This is a genomic window from Bradyrhizobium sp. HKCCYLRH3099, from assembly GCF_051167855.1.
Lineage (GTDB): Bacteria > Pseudomonadota > Alphaproteobacteria > Rhizobiales > Xanthobacteraceae > Bradyrhizobium.
In genome coordinates this window covers 1-19,519 of record NZ_JBNPTW010000015.1, presented here as the reverse complement: position 1 = coordinate 19,519, position 19,519 = coordinate 1, and the positions used below count along the sequence as shown (strand labels likewise).

Here is a 19,519-nt window from a genome sequence, read left to right as displayed (position 1 = left end):
GATGCCTACGCTGCCGTTCTCTTCTTCTTGTCCGGATCGTCGAAATTGATCGGGTGCGCGATCGCCCGGCATGAGGCGGACTTGCCACGGACTTCCAGAGGCGTTCCATGCCTGGCGACCGGCACGGTCATCCGAGCGATCGCCATCGAACGTTGCGTCAGACGGGAATACATGCCGCAGGTGACGACACCGACCGCAGCGTCTCCGGCATAGAGCTGGTCGCCTGCCTCGAGCGGCCGATCGGTCTCAGCGAGCACGCCGAAGATCTTGAACCGTTCCCTGCCCTGCAGCCGGTAATGCTCCTCGGCGCCGCGAAAGCCGGTCTTGCCGGGAGAGACGGTGAAATCGAGGCCCAGCTCCCAAAGCGTGTCGCCCGGCGGCTCGTCGGCGAACGGATACATCTGCGAGTTGTCGTAAGGATAGAACAGCAAATAGCTCTCGACGCGCAGCCAATCCAGCGCGGTGAACGAAGCCGGGACGATACCCATGGCCTTGCCTTCGGCGACGATGGTGTCCCAGATCTCGACCGCATCTTCCGCCCGGCAGAAGATCTCATAGCCGCGTTCGCCGGTGTAACCGGTTCTCGAGATCATCACGTGCTTTCCGAACAGCGTGGTCGGCATGTGATGGAAGTATTTCAGCACGCGGATGCCCGGCACGTGCCGGCTCAGATATTCGACCGCGAGCGGTCCCTGCAGCGAGAGATCCTGCAGATCGTCGTCGAACAGCAGCGAGGCGTTCTTCCCGGAAAGCTCCTTCGTCAGCTCCTCGTGCCCGGTGCCGGAACCGATGACAACCATCCAGGCGTTCGGCCCGGTCCGATAGAGGATGCAGTCGTCGGTGAACTTGCCGGCCGCGTTCAGCATGCAGGCATAGACGGCGCGCCCCGGATAGAGCTTGCGCACGTCCCGCGTCGTCGCGTGCTGCAGGATGTGATGGGAATGCGGCCCCACCAGATGGTACTTGCGCAGGCCCGACACGTCCATCAGCGCCGCGCGCGTCCTGATCGCCTCATGCTCGTCCGGCAGCGTGCTGGCCGAATAGGACCACGGCGTCTCCATGCCGTTCCAGTCCTCGAGATTGGACCCGAGGGCCCGATGCCGCGCCGCGAGCGGCGACCGGCGCCATGACATCGCACTCATGTCAGCGACCTCCTTGTTCTACTGCCGTCCATCCTTGCACCTCGTCGCCGGCGCCGCTCACGCATGACGCCCGCCTCCGGTGACACGCCGGCTACAGGCCCGCAGCCGGCGGCTCACAGTCGCGATGTCACGCCACCTGCAGCGTCACCGACGGATTGCGACCGCCAGCGATGCTCTTGCCCCAATACGGCGCGGTACGGCGCTTCAGCATGGCCCTGAACTGCTGGGTGGTCTTGGACAGCAGCTCGCCGGACCCCCAGTTCACGATCACGCCATAGGTCCGGATCAGGTCGAGCATGCCGAGCTCCTTAGCGCGATACCGCGCCGCGATGGCCTCGGCATCCTCATCGAGCCACTTCATGCGGTTCGCCCGGATGTAACTGCGCTTGGCGAGCGTGGCCTCGGCATCGACCTCGTAATGCGCAAGGTCGGCATCGATCTCCTTGATCACGACGCCGTAGTCGATCGCCGCGCGCTCGACCGAGACATAGCCATCGATGACGTCCTCGCAGACCAGCGCCGCGTCCCGCTCGAGCGGATCGCCGAGGCCGCCGCCGCCGGCCGACGGCCGCGTGACCGTGTCGCCAGCCTCGAGCGAGACGTTGGAGAAGATCGAGCCAAGATAGCGCTGTCCCTGCGTGCCCGGATTGACCCAAACCCCATGCGGGATCGACGGAAGCCCGCCCCACAGGCCCCAGGTGATCGAGCGCTCGCGATCGCAGCAATAGGATGCGACGGTGCGGTCGACCTTGGTGAGGATCACACCCTTCTCGACGCCCATGCCGCCGCGGAATTCACCGGGCCCGCCGGAGTCGACGCGAAGCTCGTGGCAGGTCGTCAGCACCGGCGCCAGACGTTCCTGGCCTTCGAACGGCTGGGTCCCGAGCTGGACGCCGAACACCGGCCCCGTGGCCGCCCAGCCATCGCGACCGTTGCGTGCGCCCCAGCCGCCGACCATCCAGTCGTACCACATGAAATATTTGTAGCCGTCGGCCTGCCGGCCATCCCTGCCGCCGATCAGCAGATAGTCGAGGTTGAACGTGCAGGCCATCGCGCGATCGGGCAGGATCTCGGCCCACAACTCGAAGATCGAGTTCATGATCTTCTCGAAGGGTCCCGAGCAGAAGCCCGCGACCGGGGTTGGCCATGCTGCGTTGACGACGGTGCCCTCGGGCCCGAGATTGACCGTGACGACGCGATAGAAACCGGAGTTCAGCGGGATCTCGGGAAACTGCATCTTGGTGCCGGCGACGATCGCCGCAAACGAGCCGCCGAAGCAGGCATTGAGAAAGCTCGATATGGACTTCGGGTGCGACTTCGACAGATCGTAGTGGACGGTGTCGTCCTTGATGGTCATCACGATCCGGATCGGAACCAGCCCCTCGCCCGCGCCGGGATCGACGTCGATGTAGTCCTCGGTTTCCCAGACGCCGTCCGGCAGCGCGGCGACGCGTTGCCGCGTCAGCGTCTCAACGTAGTCCTGCACCGCGCCGAAGGAGGTCTTGATAGTCGCCAGACCGTATTTCTCGACCAGCCGGCAGATCTCCTGCTCGGCCACCCGCGTGGCCTCGGCCTGCGCCTGCATGTCGCCGATGATGTCGGCCGGCGCCCGTGTGTTCGATGCGATCAGCCGGCAGACGTCGTCGAGACACTTGCCCTTGCTCCACACCCGCGTCGGGGTGATGCGCAGCCCCTCGGCCATATGGTCGAGCGCGTTGACGTTGAACGAACCCGGGACCGCGCCGCCGACGTCGGCCCAATGGCCGTTGGCCTGGGCAAAGCCGAGCAGCTCGTCGCGGTAGAAGATCGGCCGCACGATGCGCGTGTCGTTGAAATGCGTGCCGCCCTGATAGACGTCGTTCACCACGAACACGTCGCCGGGATGGATGTCGTCCTTGAAGTTGTTGATCACCGCCTTCGCGGTGTAGTGCAGCGTCCCGACATGAGCGGCGATGTCGCCGCTGCCCTGCATGATCGTGTCGCCATTCGGATCGCAGAGCGCCGACGAGAAGTCGCGGGAATAGATCACGAAGGAATAGCAGGTCCGGAAGATCTGCTCGGCCATCTGATCGACAATGTTCACATAGGCATTTTTCAGCACTTCGAAGGTGACCGGATCGAGATCCGTCTTGAAGGTCGCCATGGAATGGTCTCCGTGTGTCTGTTGTCCGAATGTCAGGCTTGCGGGATGCGCATCACGATCGTCAGCGACCGGTCGATCTCGGCCGTAACCCCGGGGGGAACGAGCGTCGTGGAGTCGAGTTGATCGATCACGGCGGGGCCTTCGACCTTCATGCCGGCCTTCAGCAGGTCGCGGTCGTACACCGGTGTCGGGACGGCCATCTCCGTCTCGTCGAAACGGACGGCGCGGCTGCCCACCGGCTTGGCCGGCTCGTTGGTGAGCTCGAACTGGGCGAATTTCGCCTTCGGGGTGAGGCCCGTCGCGATGACGCTGACGCGGTAGATCTCGACCGGCGCGCCGGGACGCGAATAGTTGTGCTCGCGCCCATGCTCGTGGTGAAAGATCGAGACTGCCTCGTCGAGCGAGGTGATGCTGGACGGCAGCGGGATCGACAGCGCGCGCCACTGGCCGAGATAGCGCATGTCGATCTTGCGCTGGAACACCATGCGGTCGTCCGGAACGCCCTCGTTCTTCAACCGCTCGCGTCCCTCGATCTCGAGACCGCGATAGGTCTCCTCGAGATTGGCGACGTCGACATCCTCGACCTTGGACAGGTACATCTGAGTGACGTCGTGCTGGATGTCGACCAGCAGGCAGCCCAGGGCCGAGGTCACGCCAGGGTTCGGCGGCACCAGCACGACGGGAATCGCGAGGTCGCGTGCGAGCGCCGCGCCGTGCAGCGGTCCGGCACCGCCGAAGGCAACGAGCGCAAAGTCACGCGGGTCGTAGCCGCGCCGGATCGACAGCAGACGAACCGCGTCGGCCATGTTGGCGTTGGCGACCTTGAGCACCGACAGCGCGGCGTCTTCAAGCGAGAGACCGAGCGGCTTGGCGACGCCGCGCTCGATGGCCTCGACGGCCAGCGCCCTGTCGAGCGAAACCTTGCCGCCCGCCAGCCTGTCGCTCAGCCGGCCCAGCACGACATTGGCATCGCAATTGGTCGGGTTGGCGCCGCCCCGCCCGTAGCAGGCCGGTCCGGGAGTCGAGCCCGCCGATTGCGGACCGTTGCGCAGCGACTTGGCGGCGTCGATCCAGGCGAGCGAGCCGCCCCCAGCGCCGATGGTCAGCACCTCGATCGATGGGAAGCAGATCGGATAGCCGTACTCGACATACCATTCCTTGGTGACGCGGAGATTGCCGTTGTCGCACAACGAAACGTCGGTCGAGGTTCCGCCCATGTCGAGGCCGATCGAGTTCTTGAAGCCCGCGTTCTCCGCGACGAAGCGGCTGGCGATCGCGCCGGCGGCAATGCCGGAGGCGGACAGTCTGGCAGCGAACTTCTCCGCCGTCTTCGCCGTCATGACGCCGCCGCCCGAATGCAGCAGCAGCACGTCCTCGTCGTAGCCGCCTGCCTTCATCCGGCCTTCGAGCCGCTGGGCATAGGAGCCGACCACGGGCGCCAGCACGGCATTGGCCACCGTCGTCGAGAACCGCTCATGCTCGAAGATCTCGGGCAGAATGTCGCTGGACAGAGAGATCGTCGCGTCCGGCAACTCGGCCGCGAGGATGTCGCGCATGCGGCGTTCGTTCGCCGGGTTCATGAAAGCGTTCGCAAAGCAGATCGCCACCGTCTTCACGCCGCGCTTCTTGACGATGCGGGCGATGTTACGCGCCTCGTCCTCGTCGAGCGGTGTGATGACTGCGCCGGAGAAATCCACGCGCTCCGAGACGACGAGCCGGTCACGGCGCGCGATGTACGGCTTGGCCATTTCCTTGTAGGTGTCCCAGAGATCATCGCGATTGCCGCGGCGAATCTCGATCGTGTCGCGAAATCCCTTGGTCGTGATCATCACCGCGGGCGGGAAACGGCGCGTGATCAGCGCGTTGGTCGCGAGCGTCGTGCCATGCGAGAACAGCACGAGATCGTGCAGGTCGACGCCGCCCGCTTCGATCCCGGCCAGCACGCCCTCGATCGGATCCGGCGTCGTCGGGACCTTCGCGACATGCATGCGCCCCGACAGCTCGTTGAGCACGCAGATATCCGTGAACGTGCCGCCAACGTCGCATGCGACGCGAACGGATTTGTCGGTGAGATCACCAGCCATCGTCATTTGCTAACTCTCCTTCGCTCCCGTGAGGGCATAGGTCCGCGTTGGCGCGCGCCGGTCGGCACGAGCCCAAAACAAAAAAGCCACCGACAGCCGCTACGGGCTGCTGGTGGCTTCCTTAGCCGCGATCCGGCGACGACAGCTTTGGCGCGCGCACGGATCTAGTCGTTGTTGGAATTGTCTGTTTCGGAGGCTCCCGAGCCGCCTTGGCTCAATCTCCGAACACCTCATTCGCCTCGACGATGGCCGCACATAGCGCTTCCATCGTCGTCCGCTTGGACATCGCTCTCTCGCGAAGATAGTCGTAGGCCGCTTGCTCGGTGAGGCGCTTACGATCCATCAGCAGCGTTTTTGCCTTCTCGATCTGCTTCAGAGAGGTCAGTCTCGTTTCGAGCTTCTTGACTCGCTCGGAGGCAACTCGAAACTTATCAGTTAGCGTATGGGCGAGGACAATGCTTGTCAATAGACCAAAAGCGCGGATCGGTTTTGTGACGATTGCCGTGGTACCTGCGCGCACAATACACTCGATCACGTTCGGACTTTCGAACTCGACGATGCCGATCACCGTGCTCCCTGGCGGACGCCGTTCCAGCGACCTTGCCAGGCTGATACTGATGGCGTCCTGACGAAACAGGACGAAGATCACATCCGCGTCCGGCGGAATTTCATCCTGCGGCGGCCAGATCGCCTCGACGCGGCAACCTATCCTACGAATTTGAGTCGTGAGCTCGTCACGCTCACGATCCTTCGGATGGAAAACGAGCACCCTTACGTTGCGTATATCCCTGAGGGCGTTCAGCACGTCTTCAACTCGCTCTTGGAACCAGCTCGATGTCCTCTGTCGTGCGCCAATCCTCCAGACTATGATTGATCATGTAAGGATCTGGCTTCATCGCGGCCGGACTTTGTTCGACGATGGCGAACTGCCCCGTCGCCTCGGCCCGACCAATTCGCGGCCACAGGTAACAGTGGCCATTGTCCGGATCGAGGCACACCGTGCCTTGCGGCGCCTCGAACGGAGTCCTTGCAAGCTCGGCACGGACGACGGCGACATCCGTGGATTCGCTGCGGGCCGCGGCCTGTAGCACCATGTGGGTCAGGCTGTAGGCCGTCTCAGCCATTGCATTCGTCGTCGCCTCGGGACCGTACTTCGCCCTGTAGCTACTCACGAAGCGCCGGTTGGCCGGCGAGCTGATCGACTGGAAATAGGTCGCAGCGGTCAGATGTCCGACAGCGAGCTCGGGTCCCATCAGCGCCAGCTCGGCCTCGGTGATCGTCAGGCTGGCAATCTGGGTATGCGCGCAGATGTCCGCGTCACGACAGAGCTCATAGAAAATGCGAGCCGCCTCGCCCACCACGGTACAGAAGACGACGTCCGGCCGCTTGAGCCGGATGTCCTCGACGATCGCCTTCAGCTCGCGATGGCGGACGTCGAGGGGAACATAGCGCTCGGCCAGCACTTGCCCCTTCTGTTCCGCAACCAGAGTCATCATCACGCGGTTCGATTCAATTGGAAATGTGTAGCGCGTTCCGACGAGATAGAACCGCTTGCCGACATTCGCGATCAAATGTCGCGCCAGAAGCAGAATGTGCTGGTTCGGCACGGCGCCGCCATAGATGACGTTCGGGGAATATTCGAAGCCCTCATAGGGCGCAGTATAGGCCAGCAGCGCGCCGCGCCGCTCGACGACGGGAACCACGGCCTGCCGCGTGTTGGTCATGTAGCAGCCGATCAACAGCGAGACGTGCTCTTCGTCCAGCAGATGTTCGGCGAGCTGGCTGAAGCGATTGGGATCCGACCGTGCGTCACCGCTGACGGCGATAACTTCGCGTCCGGCAAGCCCCCCGGCGAGATTGATCTCCGTGATCGCAAGCTGCAGGGCGTTCCATTGCGTACGCTCGATAAACGCTGTCGGGCCGGTTTCGGAAAACAGAGCTCCAACTTTGAAAGGCCGATGCGGGTCGCCCTCCCATGCCATCGCGTACTCCAAAAAAATAGGGGGCCCTCCCCGACCAATGCGGTGAGAGCCCCCTTTGCTCATATCCAAGGCTAGCGGCTACAAGGGATTGCGTCAAGCTTTGCAATCAGCAGGCCTTCCGCTGACCGATCAAGGCGGCATAATGCGTTGGATGATCAAGATGGGTCGTCTGGACGAGGACCACGACCCGACCATACTAGCAGATGGCTCTGGAGACCTGGACCACCATAGCCGGCATCGCGGTAGAGCGTCGGACGTTCATGCGTGATGGACATATGAACATCACAGCTGCTGGCGGACCGACGTGAACGACGCCCGGCCGCACTCCCCGCGCGGACGGCAGACATCGTCCGAGTTCGCCGCAGGCGGAGGCAGCCGGGACCAGGGTAAGACGCACGTCTGCTAACGCACGGCTGGCGCAACCCGCGCGTTCGGGCTTGCTGGGTCGCGCATTGCATCGTCCAATCTGCGGCCAACCTGGCGTGACAGCGTCACCGCGCCTCCGTCGACCCATGGCGTCAGGGCAGCCGAAGCGGCGAGACAAAGCGTCAACGTCAGGGGTAAGCCAATGGCTGCGGCGAACGTACTCCCCTGTGGAGCAAGCGTGACGATGAGCCATGCCCCAAAGCTGCAAAGGATCGGAACATGGATCAGATACAGCGTGAAGCTGATATTTCCGAGCCATCTGGCGGGCCGCGATGCCAGTGACCTCTGGGCCCTCTGAGAGGCTGCCACGCCGGTGAGCAATAGTACGGCTCCGATCGAATGCCCGATCCTGCCATTGTCGTAACTGAACGACAGAATCGGGTAGAGAACCTGAAGCTTGCCGCCGGGAGGGGAGTCCGGAAGTGTGCAGAAATAGAAACCAACGGTGCACAGTGCCGCAGGAATCCATGGCAGGCGGGAAAGACGTTGAACGATCGGATCATATTCGCGCAGAAAAGCGCCGATCACGAAGAGCGGAAGATAATCCCAAAGATAGACGGCGATGACGCAGGCATACAAAGCAGCGCGCCATCGCCTGCTTTGAGCAACTGGATTGATCAACAGCACATAACACGATCCAAGAATTTCAGGATGCATGGTCCAGAGGTTTGGATTGTAAGTGTTCGAACCGCTCGTGAAAGTGCCGACGAGAGCCTCGTAAGCCATGGCTTGGAATGACGGGTCGAACCGATACCACATTCCCGCCCACTCGCCGAAGATGCGAGCAGATTCAGCATTTCGGAAAAGACCCCACCGAAGCAACACGTAGGCAAGGGTTGACGTGATCAAGATGGGGACGGCCAAGCGCAGATAGCGACGCACGATCTGCGCCGGAAGGCTGAGCTTGGTCGCTTGCGCGAAATCGGCAAGGACATAGCCGCTCAGCAAGAAGAATATGCACACGGCAGAATTGCTGTTTGCCAAAAGCCCGATGATCTTGAGGAGTACTGCGGGCAGTGCGGAGATGCCATCATTGGCTTGGTAGCTGGAGATTGGCTGGCTGAACATCTGCCAAGAATGACCGATCAACACGACGAACGCCGCGACTCCGCGCAAGCCGTCCAAATATGCCAAACGTCGCCCGCCCTCGCGGTATTCCTCGGTCATCGAGCCAATATCTCCCACAAAACACGCCGCATCACCCCTGTCAGCCTCCATTGAGACGACCTATCGACCCGGCCTCCAGTGAACCTCAATATCTGTGTCAACCGGCATGGTCCGGCCAACAATCCTCACCTGAACGTGCCGTCATGGCACCGTCAGAATGAACAACCTCTCGCATTGGCGAAGGATCACCCTGCTCAATGCTTCTCCTCCAACTTTGCTACATCCCTTGCGTTTGGAAGACATAAGTAGTCCGTCGTTTTGTTAGCTCGGCTCATTACAGCGGCAGAGTTGTCGCCAAACCAAGTCTGATTCCCATTACCGACCACGTCTCCGAGAAAGAGCAGGCCGAACACGACGTCGAGCACCCGCGTCAGCGCGGACGAGGTGACGAACTGGCGGATGGTCTCCAACTCGCGCACGCGGGCAACGGCATGCGCGGCGGCGCGGCTCTCGAAGCAGCCGATCGGAAGCGCGACGAGATGACGGAACAGCAGCGAGCCCGGCAGCATCCATCCGGCTGGTCGGGTGCGCGAACGCATAGATCCGCAGCCGGTTGAGCGCGACATCAGCGAGGGGCGACACCAGCGCCACGGGCTGGATGAACACCGAGATGACCAGCACCTCGACGCGCTTGGCAATCACCGACAGCGACAATGTCTGAATGCGGCCGACTGACGAACGACTGAGTCGCGCCTTCAGGCCCTCTCCCTTGGCAAGGCGCAGCAGATCATGGCTTTCTGCAACGCAGCCGGGCTTCAGATATTCGCGGCGCGCGCGCTCGACGTCGAACGCCACGCCGGCAATCGCCAAGACCAACCCCAGACAACCGAGACCCGTATCCGCAAGACCGGGACTGCTACCTTGCTGGCCGGCGTTGCCCCCAACGTCCGCCATGCGCCCCCACACAAACGTCCCGACCAGAGCGCAAGTAGTTACACCTCGGCAAGAACTCAGTCCTGATTGCTAACACAGCCCTCCGTAGACGCTCCGTGTCTCGACTGTCAATCGCAGCCACCGTCAGAAAAACAAACCCGTTATGACGCGTTGCCCGGAGGACATAGTGAACGAGAGAAGGCGTCGCAGCACTATCAATTGCGCCGCCTTCGATCACTCTCAAAAGTTGAAATCAGGAACTTGCTTCCGGCACGACTTTGATGGTCTGCCGACCTTGGGGCGCCCAGCGATGCATCTTGCAGGTCTTCACCTGCAGCGCTCTTCATCCATGAGAACCGTAAACCGCTTCAGGAACGGAATCGCTTGGGCTTCTTCACCCGTTTCGCGGGCACCCTGTCGCTCATCCGACGGCAGGAAGCGTTAGGCGTAGACGACCGCAATCCGATCGAGCAGGTGTTCGCAAAACTCAAACACCTCCTGCGCGCCGCAGAACCGCGAACGACCGCGGCGGCCTGGCGAAAAGCCGGAGCTCTTGTCGATATCTTCTCGGAAGAAGAGTGCGCCAATTGCCTCGGAAACTCAGGATGCGTTTTCGTGTGAAAACATCCGCTCGAGCACCGGCTCGCCAATTCCATTGGCTATATGAGCCATGCTTGGATGGAGCTTCGTGTCCAGGGTCTCGATGAGGTGCAAACCGGCTCATGGACCAGGGACAAGCCACGTCACAGCGTGCTGAAACACCCTGGCGTCGAGCCTCGGGAAGACTGGTGGCGCTTTCCGAATTCAACAGGATGAACGCCCCGATTCGGCTCTAAGAGCCAATTCGTTGCGCATTCGTAGCGGTCTCGGGAAAGCACGATTGTCAGTGCTCGAAAGAATGGTCGGAGCGGCAGGATTCGAACCTGCGACCCCTGCGTCCCGAACGCAGTGCTCTACCGGGCTGAGCCACGCTCCGACTTGGGAAGCCGGCTTATAGCGTCGGGTTTCCGTCTTCGCAAGGCACACGAGGCAGGAAATCGCATCGAAATCGCAGATCGCCGAGCGATGGGTTAACTCCTTGGCGCAATGGCGCTTTGCGCGCCGGCCATGGCGCAGATGCAAGGCAGCGCACGATTTGCGTGCTTCATTCGCCCGGCACCAGCCGCTATAGCGGGCGCGCAGAGGTACCACCGCCGGCCCCAGATGTCCGAGCCCGAGACGACAGCGCTGAAGACCGAGATCCTGCCCGCCGACGCGACCGGAATCGCGAGAGCGGCGGCCGTGCTCGCGCGCGGCGGGCTGGTGGCGTTTCCGACCGAGACCGTCTACGGCCTCGGCGCCGATGCCGCCAATGCGACGGCGATCGCTCATCTCTATCAGGCCAAGGGACGGCCCGCCTTCAACCCGCTGATCGCCCATGTCGCGGACAGCGCTGCGGCGCGCCGCATCGGCCGTTTCGATGCCACCGCGGAGCGTCTCGCCGCCGCCTTCTGGCCGGGGCCGCTGACGCTCGTGGTGCCCCAGGCGGAGCGATGCCCGGTCGCCGATCTCGCCACCGCCGGCCTCGATACGGTCGCGATCCGCGTGCCCGCCGATCCCATCGCGCGGGCGCTGCTCGCCGCGTTCGGCGGCGCCGTGGTGGCGCCGTCGGCCAACATCTCCGGCCACGTGTCGCCGACGACGGCAGGCCATGTCGCGGCCGACCTCACGGGGCGAGTCGACCTGATCCTGGACGGAGGCCCGGTCGACGTCGGCGTCGAATCGACCATCGTCGGCTGCTTCGACGCGCCCACCCTGCTCCGCCCCGGCGGAGTTCCAAGCGAAGCGATCGAGGCGGTGCTCGGCCGGCCGCTGACCCGACCCGCCACGGCCGAGATGCATGCCGCCGAGCAGCCGCTGGCGCCGGGCATGCTGGCCTCGCACTATGCCCCGCGCGCGACGGTCCGCCTCGCAGCGACAGAGGTTGCCCCGGGAGAGGCCCTGCTCGCCTTTGGGCGAGAGACCTTGCCGGGCGCTGCATGCGCCGCCGCCGTGCTCAACCTCTCGGCCGCCGGCGATCCGGCAGAGGCGGCGACGCATCTTTTCGGCTATCTTCGCAGCCTCGATGCGAGCGGCGTCCGCAGCATTGCCGTGATGCCGATCCCGAACGACGGGCTGGGCGAAGCGATCAACGACCGGCTGCGCCGCGCCGCCGCGCCGAGATAACCCTGGAAGCGACTGACCATGAACATCAGCCAGCCTGCCCTGCCGCCACTGCCCCCTGAATTGATCGCGCAATTCGCCGCCATCGTCGGCGAGCGCCAGGCGCTGACCGCGGAAACCGACGTCGCGCCTTACGTCACCGAGGAGCGCAATCTGTTCCACGGCCGCTCGCCGCTGGTGCTGCGCCCCGGCTCGACCGCTGAAGTGGCCGCGATCTGCAAGCTCGCCAGCGCGCATCGGATCGCATTGACGCCGCAAGGCGGCAACACCGGCCTGGTCGGCGGACAGACCCCGCACAACGGCGAGGTCGTGGTGTCGTTGAAGCGCATGGACAAGATCCGCGACATCGACACCGCCTCCAACACGATGATCGCCGAGGCCGGTGTGGTGCTGCAGACGGCGCAGCAGAAGGCCGCCGAAGTCGATCGCCTGTTCCCGCTGTCGCTGGGCGCCGAAGGCAGTTGCACCATCGGCGGCAATCTCTCGACCAATGCCGGCGGCACCGCCGCGCTGGCCTATGGCGTCGCGCGCGAGATGGCGCTCGGCGTCGAGGTGGTGCTGGCGGACGGGCGGGTGCTCAACGGCTTGTCCAAGCTGAAAAAGGACAACACCGGGTACGACCTGCGCAACCTCTTCATCGGTGCCGAGGGCACGCTCGGCATCATCACCGCGGCGAGCCTGAAGCTGTTTCCGAAGCCGCGCGCGATCGAGACCGCCTTTGTCGGGCTGAAGTCGCCGGAGGATGCGCTGAAACTGCTGGCGATCGCGCAGCGCGAGGCGGCCGGCAGTCTCACGAGCTTCGAGCTGATCGCCGCGATCGCGCTCGACTTCTCGATCCGCCATGTCGCGGGCAACCGCGCGCCGCTGTCCGGCCCGCATCCGTGGTTCGTGCTGATGGAACTGTCGTCGTCGCGCGACGATGCCCGCACCACCTTGGAGAATATTCTCGAGCAGGGCCTGGAGGCCGGCATCGTCGACGACGCCGCGATCGCCGAAAATCTCACTCAGCGCCTGGCGTTCTGGAAGCTGCGCGAGGACATCTCCTGGGCGCAGAAGCCGGAGGGCGGCTCGATCAAGCACGACATCTCCGTGCCGGTCGCGGCCGTGCCGGCGTTCATCGCCGAGGCCAACGAGGCCGTCGTCAAGCAGGTGCCCGGCGCGCGGCCGGTGCCGTTCGGCCATCTCGGCGACGGCAACATCCACTACAATGTCAGCCAGCCGGTCGGCGCCAATTCGGCGGACTATCTCGCGCGCTGGCACGAGGTGAACAAGGTCGTATTCGACATCGTGCTGCGCATGGGTGGCTCGATCTCCGCCGAGCACGGCATCGGCGTGCTCAAGCGCGACGAACTGCCTGATGTGAAGGACCCGACCGCCATCGCGCTGATGCGCGCGATCAAGGCGCAGTTCGATCCGCTGGGGATCATGAATCCCGGCAAGGTGCTCTAGGCCGTCGATACGCTCATGACCCCTGCTCCGCTCTCGATCTCCGACATCACCGATGCCGACGTGCCCGCGATCATCGCGCTGTGGCAGCGCTGTGGCCTGACGCGGCCATGGAACGATCCCGCTGCCGACATCGCACAGGCCCGCCGCGGCGGCAGTTCCACCGTGCTCGTCGGCCGCAGCAGCGGCGCCATCGTGGCCTCCGCGATGGTTGGTCATGACGGCCACCGCGGCTGGGTCTACTACGTCAGCGTCGATCCCGAGCATCGCGGCCACAGCCTGGGGCGAGCCATCATGGCCGCCGCCGAGGACTGGCTGCGCGCGCGCGGCATCGCCAAGCTGATGCTGATGGTCCGTGGCGACAACACCAAGGTTCAGGCGTTCTATCAGACGCTCGACTATGCCGTGCAGGACAGCGTCGTGTTTTCGAAATGGCTCGACGGCCGCCCGCCGACGCCGGGGATGAAGTAGGAATTCAGCATGAGCATCTCCGATCGCATCCGCGTGCATGACAAGCGCGTGCTCTCCGATCACTACGGCACGCTGACCTCGACCCGGTTCGAATGGCGGCGCGACGACGGCACCTGGCAGATGCAGAGCCGCGACGTGTTCGACCGCGGCAACGCCGCGGCGATCCTGCCCTACAATCTCGCGCAGCGCCGCGTCATCCTGGTCAAGCAGTTCCGATATCCGGCATTCCTCAACGGCTATGACGACCTGCTGATCGAGACCGCCGCCGGCCTGCTCGACAACGCCTCGCCGGAGGAGCGCATCCGGCTCGAGGCCGAGGAGGAGACCGGGTTCCGGCTGCACGACGTCAAGTTCGTGTTCGAGGCCTTCATGAGCCCCGGCGTGGTCACCGAGAAGATCCACTTCTTCGTCGCCGAGTACGAGCCGGGCATGCGCGTCAGCGCCGGCGGTGGGCTGGCGCATGAGGGCGAGGAGATCGAGGTGCTGGAACTCGGCATCGAGGAGGCGCTCGCGATGGTCGACGACAAGCGCATTCAGGACGCCAAGACCATCATGCTGCTGCAGCATGCGGCGCTGCGGATCTTCAGGTAGGCCACCGTCCGCTGTCGTCCTCCGCGAAAGCGGGGGACCCAGTATTCCACCGCTGTCTGTGACAAGCCGAGAGGCCGCAGGGTAATGGATCCCCGCCTTCGCGGGGATGACGACCTCTTCTGTCGAAACATCCAGCCTCAGAACAAACTCCCCTGCCCATCGTCGACGACAGGTGTAGCCTTGCGGGGTGCAACCTTCTTCGCTGGCTTGCGCTGCGCATCCTCCGCCGCGCGCATGTCCTCGGTCATCGGCAGCAGCAATTGCTCGTCGTCATTGGCGACCGCATTGACGCGCGTCGAAACCTCGTACCAAGCGAACTCGCCGTCGTCGGGCGCCACCATCAGCCGCATAGCGTCGGTCGGATCATCGCTGCGGCAGTCGAGCCAGAGCGAGAAATCATCGGGCCTGATGGTCACGGGAACACGATGATGCAACACCGAGAGCGCGGGATTGGCCGCCGTCGTCACGATCGCCACGGTATCGACCTCCTCGCCGTTCGGACCCATCCATGTCTCGGCGAGAGCTGCGAAGCCGAACGGCGCGCGGTCGCTGCGATGGATGAAGAACGGACGCTTGCGGCCGTCGATCACCTGCCATTCGTAATATCCATCAGCGGGCACAAGCACGCGGCGCCGCCGGATCGCATTCTTGAACGCGGGCTTCTCGCGTACGGACTCCGAACGCGCGTTGATCACAAGCGTAAAACTACGGGGATCCTTGACCCAGGCCGGCATGAAGGCCCAGCGCATCAAACGATAGTGACGCCTGTCACGATCCAGCAGGACTACGGGGATCGGCTGCGTGGGCGCGATGTTGTGACGTGGCGGAAAGTTCGGCTGTTCCTCGTAGCCGAAGATCTGCCGCAACGCTGCGGGTGGTGAAGTGATGACGAAACGTCCACACATAATCTCACTCAAATCGTCGTGTGTTCAGCACCTTTTAACTCGGTTTGCCAACACTGCAGCCCGATGACCGCAGTTGCGACCCAATCCGTGCCGTCCGATCGCACGACCCAACGACCGGCCGGCAGCGCTATCGATCCCGCGCGCGCCGCGATCCTGCGCGCCGCGAACATCAATCCGCGCACCGGTCTCGCCACCGACTATCTGAATCATTTCAACGAAGCCGTGATGCTGCTCGAAATGATTCCCGATATCCCGGAATGCGCCGAGGATTTCCTGGCGTGGTCGCCGCTGACCTATCCAGAACATTTCACGCACACCAATTTCAAGGCCCGCGATCTCGTGATCGAGGCCTATGAACAGGCCGATCCGTCGATTCGCGATCGTTTCGACCATCTCACCAAGACCATGACCGACATCCTGCTCGCGGTCGGCAGCGCCATGCGCGAGGCCAAGCAGGACAAGACCAAGGCCGCGCTCGCCGAACAGGCCGCGGGCTGGGTCAAGCCGCTGGTGGCCCAGGCTGGCGGCATCATCAACGGCGACATCGAGTTCGATCCGGAACCGGTAGCGGAGGTCGACGAGGTCGATGCCGTCGACGCGATCATGGCCAGCTTCTGACCAGAACGACGCTGCGCGCGCCGCGGTCTTCACGGTAGAGTGCATGCCCCAGCCGGAGCGCCTCGCATGACCGCCACGCCGCCGTCTCGTCCCCAACTCGCCGTGAGCGCCGCGATCTTCCGCGACGACCGGCTGCTGCTGGTGCGTCGCGCCCGGTCGCCGGCGAAGGGCGTCTACACGCTGCCCGGCGGACGTGTCGAGTTCGGCGAGACTTTGCACGAGGCCGTGGCCCGCGAGGTCATGGAGGAGACCGGGCTCTCGATCGCCATCATCGGCCTCGCCGGCTGGCGCGAGGTTCTGCCGGCCGCGGGCGGCGGCGGCCACTACGTGATCCTGCCATTCGCGGCGCGCTGGATTGCCGGCGAAGCGCAGCTCAATCCGGAACTGGACGACGCCCAATGGCGCGTCACCGACGCGCTGGACGGCCTGGTGCTGACCGAGGGGCTGCCGGAGATCATTGCCGCAGCCCGGGCGCTGCTGTAGGCGCCTTGCGTCCGCCGCTGGGCGCAGGCATATCACGGACGTGTTCCCGATGCTCTCCAAGCGCCTCCTGGCCCTCCTGATGCTCGTCATGGCCTGCGCCGCCGCCCCGGTGCGGGCGCAGGATGCGGCTGCGCCCTTCGATGGCGATCTGCAGCGCTTGGCCGAGATCCTCGGCACACTACATTACCTCCGCGGCATCTGCGGCAGCAACGAGGGCGCCAAATGGCGCAACCAGATGCAGGCGCTGATCGACGCCGAGACCCCGTCGGGCGAGCGCCGCGCCCGCATGATCGCCGGCTTCAACCGCGGCTATAACGGCTTCCAGCAGACCTACCGGACCTGCACGCCGGCCGCCATGGTCGCCATCCGCCGCTACATCGACGAGGGCTCGAAGATCTCGCGCGACCTCACGGCGCGCTATGCGAATTGAGGCCCGCGGCGCGTTATCCACGTTTGCGTTAACCTTGTTAACCTTTCCTAAAGAACTGGCCTAGGCGTTCCCGCCGCGCGTGTTAAACCTCGCTTGTCCGGCGCGCCCGCGCTTGGATTTCCTTGCGCCGCGGCGCACCGCCAGACTGAATTCAATGAGCTTCCCCGTACCCTTCAGCGCCCTCCCCGACGTCCTGCCCGACCATGAGCAGAAGCAGGCCGCGCTCAGCTATCTCAACGAAGCCTGGGCGGAAGCGCGCCATGACGGCGTCGATGGCGACTGCCTGGCCCAGGCCAGCCTGTTCGCCGCCCTCGCCGAGCTCGTGACGACCTATGGCGAGGACGCGGTCGCGACCTTCGTCGAGGGGTTTCCGGAGCGCATCCGCAACGGCGAATTCTCGCTGGCCCGCGCAACGCAGTAGGCTGTTCGCGTCGGCTGGAGGTGGGCAAAGGCGCGCCCGCCTCGCCTGCGGATCATGCCGCGCTGTCGCCGGCGCCGTGCCCACCATCGCGCTCCGCGTTCGTCTCACGACTCACGCCACAACTCACATCGTCATGCCCGCGCAAGCGGGGGCATCCAGTACGCCGTGACCTCTCGGTTGATCACGACAGGCGGTGAGACCTGGATCCCCGCCTTCGCGGGGATGACAGCGGTGGACGCGGCGGCGTCACGGCCCCGCAGCCGCGCAACCGTCAGCAGCGTGAGCTGGCGCCTTCTTCACTTCTTCAAACAGCACAGGACACGTTTCATCGTCCTCGCGGCGCATTGCGTCCGAGCGATGACCGACATTCGTCCCTCGCAAGATCGAGGGCGCAGGGAAGGCTGGGCGTCGGCTGACGCCCATGGCCCCCGTGCGAACAGGAATGCACGGGGTAGGAACCACAGGTGCAGCCGGATGAGCCCAGCCTTCCCTGCGCGATGGGTTTAACGCTTACTCCGCGCTCTCCCTGGGGACCGGCTGTCTTGCCCCCATCACCAGCGCCGACGCTCTCGCATCGACAGCAGGCTTGACCTCGGCATCGGGAGGCCAGGACCACACGGCTTCACGTCCGCATCGAGATTGTTCGTCCACGCGGACAAGCCACGCTGCAACCCGACACGTCCACCGCCTCCCCGCCTCGCGTCTCGTGACGACCGCGCGTACGCCCCTCTCGTTGAGGCGGGATGCGAGAGGAGTGACACATTTTCTGGAAAAAAGAAAGACCATTCTTCCGCCGACGCGGTGCTGCGAGCGCGATGCCATTGAAGCAACGCGCCAACTTTCCGATTCGGCGCATGCGTTGCGTGTCGTCGCCGTGATCGAGATCGTCGCCCCGCCTGACCAAGTCGCGCACTGATTCGCCCGTCGGGCGGCGCGGAGCAGCAACCGCTCATACCTCGTTCGACGCAAGGACGGACGTGTCCTGTCAGGCGGCCCGGCCGCCAAGTCGCGTCAGAAATCCTTCACCATTCGAAGGCCTTGGGCATGATTGAACATCCGCCCTTAACGAAAATGGGAAAAACTGAGCCGCTGATCTTCACCGACCTGATCACAGTACCGATTCGAGCTGACGCGAAAACTCGGCTCCGTGTCGCGACCTGGTCATCGCCAGAACGAGGTCCGACATGCCGTCACGGACGAGCAGGCGGAGCTTGATGCTGCCGCGTGAAGACTTGGGTTAAGGAAACGTTAGGGAAAAGCTGGGGATTGCTGATGATTGCGCCGGAAGAAGAGAGGATGCTGAAGACGCTCCTGGTCGAGATGTTCGGTCACCTCAGCAGCATGCGACGGGAATTCGCCGCTCTTCAAGGCGACAGCAAGTATAATTTCGCGAGCATGGCCGATACACTCGACGCGATCGTCGAGAATACGGAGACGGCCGGGAACGCAATCCTCGAAAGCATGGAAGAGATCAGCACCAGCGTCGGGAAGTTGCAAGGTGTCAAGGACCCGACGGTGGCGGCGGTCAGCGACGAGATCGTCGACAGCACCAACAAGGTGTTCGAGGCCTGTGCGTTTCAGGACCTCACCGGGCAGCGGATCACGCGGGTGGTCAAGTCGCTGAAGTTCATGGAGGAGCACATCAACCGGCTGGTCCGCATGTGGGGAAAAGAGGAGCTGGCGCGGATGGCCGCCGAGGTCGCCGCCCCAAGCACCGAGCCCGATTTGCTCGAAGGCCCGAAGCGGGTGGGCGTGGCGATTTCGCAGGACGACATCGACAAGCTGTTCGCGTGAACGGCGGCGGGGCTGTCGTATCAGCTCCCGCGTCATTGCGAGCGCAGCGATGGGATCATACCTCGCCCCGCTTGCTGGGAGAGGTCGGATTGCATCGAAAGATGCAATCCGGGTGAGGGGGACTCTCCACGCACCGCACTCGTGGAGAGTCCCCCTCACCCCAGCCCTCTCCCCGCAAGCGGGGCGAGGGAGCGCACCGTCCGTGCGTTAAAGAGCCGGGATCCGATTTCGATAGGTGCGCTCGCGCCAGCCTCCTTGTCGCAACCGCGTAGATGGGGTAACGGGCCGACCACCCGAGCGTCTCGCTCGCTACGGCGCGATTTATAAGCGCGCTCGCGAGA

19 protein-coding genes and 1 tRNA gene are annotated in these 19,519 nt (G+C 64.0%); 11 read left to right on the top strand and 9 right to left on the bottom strand.

The annotated features are described in order from the left end of the window. Positions 1 to 5: 5 nt before the first annotated feature. From ACQR1Y_RS24495 to ACQR1Y_RS24465, 7 genes are all read right to left on the bottom strand, one after another. The gene (locus tag ACQR1Y_RS24495; protein ID WP_434878788.1) at positions 6 to 1,142 is read right to left on the bottom strand and encodes an aminomethyltransferase family protein; all 1,137 of its coding nucleotides are present in this window, start codon (positions 1,140 to 1,142) and stop codon (positions 6 to 8) included. A gap of 127 nt (positions 1,143 to 1,269) precedes the next feature. After that, a complete protein-coding gene (locus ACQR1Y_RS24490) occupies positions 1,270 to 3,285 on the bottom strand; it encodes a hydantoinase B/oxoprolinase family protein (protein WP_434878789.1) in 2,016 nt (671 codons plus the stop codon). A 32-nt stretch (positions 3,286 to 3,317) separates the two neighbouring features. Beyond that, positions 3,318 to 5,375 (bottom strand): hydantoinase/oxoprolinase family protein, encoded by a 2,058-nt coding sequence (locus ACQR1Y_RS24485; protein ID WP_434878790.1) that lies wholly within the window; start codon positions 5,373 to 5,375, stop codon positions 3,318 to 3,320. A gap of 208 nt (positions 5,376 to 5,583) precedes the next feature. Next, a complete protein-coding gene (locus ACQR1Y_RS24480; RefSeq protein ID WP_434857000.1) occupies positions 5,584 to 6,174 on the bottom strand; it encodes an ANTAR domain-containing response regulator in 591 nt (196 codons plus the stop codon). A gap of 4 nt (positions 6,175 to 6,178) precedes the next feature. Then, positions 6,179 to 7,414, bottom strand: coding sequence for a transporter substrate-binding domain-containing protein (locus ACQR1Y_RS24475; protein WP_434878807.1), 1,236 nt, complete (start codon positions 7,412 to 7,414; stop codon positions 6,179 to 6,181). 339 nt (positions 7,415 to 7,753) lie between these two features. Further along, positions 7,754 to 8,944, bottom strand: a complete 1,191-nt coding sequence (locus ACQR1Y_RS24470) for an acyltransferase family protein (RefSeq protein WP_434878791.1) — start codon at positions 8,942 to 8,944, stop codon at positions 7,754 to 7,756. 315 nt (positions 8,945 to 9,259) lie between these two features. Then, on the bottom strand, positions 9,260 to 9,754 hold the full coding sequence (locus ACQR1Y_RS24465) for a hypothetical protein (protein ID WP_434878792.1): 495 nt from the start codon (positions 9,752 to 9,754) through the stop codon (positions 9,260 to 9,262). Positions 9,755 to 10,201: 447 nt separating this feature from the next. Between ACQR1Y_RS24465 and ACQR1Y_RS24460 the strand changes: the two genes are divergently transcribed. Then, on the top strand, positions 10,202 to 10,438 hold the full coding sequence (locus ACQR1Y_RS24460; RefSeq protein ID WP_434878793.1) for a hypothetical protein: 237 nt from the start codon (positions 10,202 to 10,204) through the stop codon (positions 10,436 to 10,438). Positions 10,439 to 10,716: 278 nt separating this feature from the next. Here the strand turns inward: ACQR1Y_RS24460 and ACQR1Y_RS24455 are convergent. Then, a tRNA-Pro gene (locus ACQR1Y_RS24455) sits at positions 10,717 to 10,793 on the bottom strand. Positions 10,794 to 11,020: 227 nt separating this feature from the next. Between ACQR1Y_RS24455 and ACQR1Y_RS24450 the strand changes: the two genes are divergently transcribed. Genes ACQR1Y_RS24450 through ACQR1Y_RS24435 form a run of 4 tightly spaced genes read left to right on the top strand, consistent with a single transcriptional unit; the run spans position 11,021 to position 14,527 of the window. Continuing rightward, the gene (locus ACQR1Y_RS24450; protein WP_434878794.1) at positions 11,021 to 12,022 is read left to right on the top strand and encodes an L-threonylcarbamoyladenylate synthase; all 1,002 of its coding nucleotides are present in this window, start codon (positions 11,021 to 11,023) and stop codon (positions 12,020 to 12,022) included. 18 nt (positions 12,023 to 12,040) lie between these two features. Further along, positions 12,041 to 13,468 (top strand): FAD-binding oxidoreductase, encoded by a 1,428-nt coding sequence (locus ACQR1Y_RS24445; RefSeq protein ID WP_434878795.1) that lies wholly within the window; start codon positions 12,041 to 12,043, stop codon positions 13,466 to 13,468. A gap of 15 nt (positions 13,469 to 13,483) precedes the next feature. Next, positions 13,484 to 13,936 carry a GNAT family acetyltransferase gene (locus ACQR1Y_RS24440; RefSeq protein ID WP_434878796.1) on the top strand — a complete coding sequence of 151 codons (453 nt, stop codon included), beginning with the start codon at positions 13,484 to 13,486 and terminating at the stop codon, positions 13,934 to 13,936. A gap of 9 nt (positions 13,937 to 13,945) precedes the next feature. Continuing rightward, positions 13,946 to 14,527: an NUDIX domain-containing protein gene (locus ACQR1Y_RS24435; RefSeq protein WP_434878797.1), complete on the top strand. Its 582-nt coding sequence runs from the start codon at positions 13,946 to 13,948 to the stop codon at positions 14,525 to 14,527. A 137-nt stretch (positions 14,528 to 14,664) separates the two neighbouring features. Here the strand turns inward: ACQR1Y_RS24435 and ACQR1Y_RS24430 are convergent, their stop codons facing one another. Further along, the gene (locus ACQR1Y_RS24430; RefSeq protein ID WP_434878798.1) at positions 14,665 to 15,432 is read right to left on the bottom strand and encodes an SOS response-associated peptidase; all 768 of its coding nucleotides are present in this window, start codon (positions 15,430 to 15,432) and stop codon (positions 14,665 to 14,667) included. Positions 15,433 to 15,495: 63 nt separating this feature from the next. On the opposite strand from ACQR1Y_RS24430, the gene ACQR1Y_RS24425 reads away from it, so the two are divergent. The 6 genes from ACQR1Y_RS24425 (at position 15,496) to ACQR1Y_RS24400 (ending at position 19,178) form a co-directional block, all read left to right on the top strand. Continuing rightward, positions 15,496 to 16,050 (top strand): hypothetical protein, encoded by a 555-nt coding sequence (locus ACQR1Y_RS24425; RefSeq protein ID WP_434857008.1) that lies wholly within the window; start codon positions 15,496 to 15,498, stop codon positions 16,048 to 16,050. Between the two features lie 66 nt (positions 16,051 to 16,116). Next, positions 16,117 to 16,533: an NUDIX hydrolase gene (locus tag ACQR1Y_RS24420; RefSeq protein ID WP_434878799.1), complete on the top strand. Its 417-nt coding sequence runs from the start codon at positions 16,117 to 16,119 to the stop codon at positions 16,531 to 16,533. A 49-nt stretch (positions 16,534 to 16,582) separates the two neighbouring features. Then, positions 16,583 to 16,963 carry a TIGR02301 family protein gene (locus tag ACQR1Y_RS24415; RefSeq protein ID WP_434857010.1) on the top strand — a complete coding sequence of 127 codons (381 nt, stop codon included), beginning with the start codon at positions 16,583 to 16,585 and terminating at the stop codon, positions 16,961 to 16,963. A 154-nt stretch (positions 16,964 to 17,117) separates the two neighbouring features. Further along, positions 17,118 to 17,384, top strand: a complete 267-nt coding sequence (locus ACQR1Y_RS24410) for a hypothetical protein (RefSeq protein WP_434857011.1) — start codon at positions 17,118 to 17,120, stop codon at positions 17,382 to 17,384. 754 nt (positions 17,385 to 18,138) lie between these two features. Further along, a complete protein-coding gene (locus tag ACQR1Y_RS24405; protein ID WP_434878800.1) occupies positions 18,139 to 18,300 on the top strand; it encodes a hypothetical protein in 162 nt (53 codons plus the stop codon). A gap of 356 nt (positions 18,301 to 18,656) precedes the next feature. Next, the gene (locus tag ACQR1Y_RS24400; RefSeq protein ID WP_434857247.1) at positions 18,657 to 19,178 is read left to right on the top strand and encodes a protein phosphatase CheZ; all 522 of its coding nucleotides are present in this window, start codon (positions 18,657 to 18,659) and stop codon (positions 19,176 to 19,178) included. Positions 19,179 to 19,519: the final 341 nt, after the last annotated feature.

Coding starts and splice junctions, on each gene's coding strand:
- ACQR1Y_RS24435 (WP_434878797.1), top strand. CDS start 13,946: ATGAGCATCTCCGATCGCATCCGCGTGCATGACAAGCGCGTGCTCTCC.
- ACQR1Y_RS24495 (WP_434878788.1), bottom strand. CDS start 1,142: ATGAGTGCGATGTCATGGCGCCGGTCGCCGCTCGCGGCGCGGCATCGG.
- ACQR1Y_RS24485 (WP_434878790.1), bottom strand. CDS start 5,375: ATGACGATGGCTGGTGATCTCACCGACAAATCCGTTCGCGTCGCATGC.
- ACQR1Y_RS24440 (WP_434878796.1), top strand. CDS start 13,484: ATGACCCCTGCTCCGCTCTCGATCTCCGACATCACCGATGCCGACGTG.
- ACQR1Y_RS24410 (WP_434857011.1), top strand. CDS start 17,118: ATGAGCTTCCCCGTACCCTTCAGCGCCCTCCCCGACGTCCTGCCCGAC.
- ACQR1Y_RS24425 (WP_434857008.1), top strand. CDS start 15,496: ATGACCGCAGTTGCGACCCAATCCGTGCCGTCCGATCGCACGACCCAA.
- ACQR1Y_RS24430 (WP_434878798.1), bottom strand. CDS start 15,432: ATGTGTGGACGTTTCGTCATCACTTCACCACCCGCAGCGTTGCGGCAG.
- ACQR1Y_RS24445 (WP_434878795.1), top strand. CDS start 12,041: ATGAACATCAGCCAGCCTGCCCTGCCGCCACTGCCCCCTGAATTGATC.
- ACQR1Y_RS24475 (WP_434878807.1), bottom strand. CDS start 7,414: ATGAGCAAAGGGGGCTCTCACCGCATTGGTCGGGGAGGGCCCCCTATT.
- ACQR1Y_RS24415 (WP_434857010.1), top strand. CDS start 16,583: ATGCTCTCCAAGCGCCTCCTGGCCCTCCTGATGCTCGTCATGGCCTGC.
- ACQR1Y_RS24490 (WP_434878789.1), bottom strand. CDS start 3,285: ATGGCGACCTTCAAGACGGATCTCGATCCGGTCACCTTCGAAGTGCTG.
- ACQR1Y_RS24450 (WP_434878794.1), top strand. CDS start 11,021: ATGTCCGAGCCCGAGACGACAGCGCTGAAGACCGAGATCCTGCCCGCC.
- ACQR1Y_RS24470 (WP_434878791.1), bottom strand. CDS start 8,944: ATGACCGAGGAATACCGCGAGGGCGGGCGACGTTTGGCATATTTGGAC.
- ACQR1Y_RS24420 (WP_434878799.1), top strand. CDS start 16,117: ATGACCGCCACGCCGCCGTCTCGTCCCCAACTCGCCGTGAGCGCCGCG.
- ACQR1Y_RS24400 (WP_434857247.1), top strand. CDS start 18,657: ATGATTGCGCCGGAAGAAGAGAGGATGCTGAAGACGCTCCTGGTCGAG.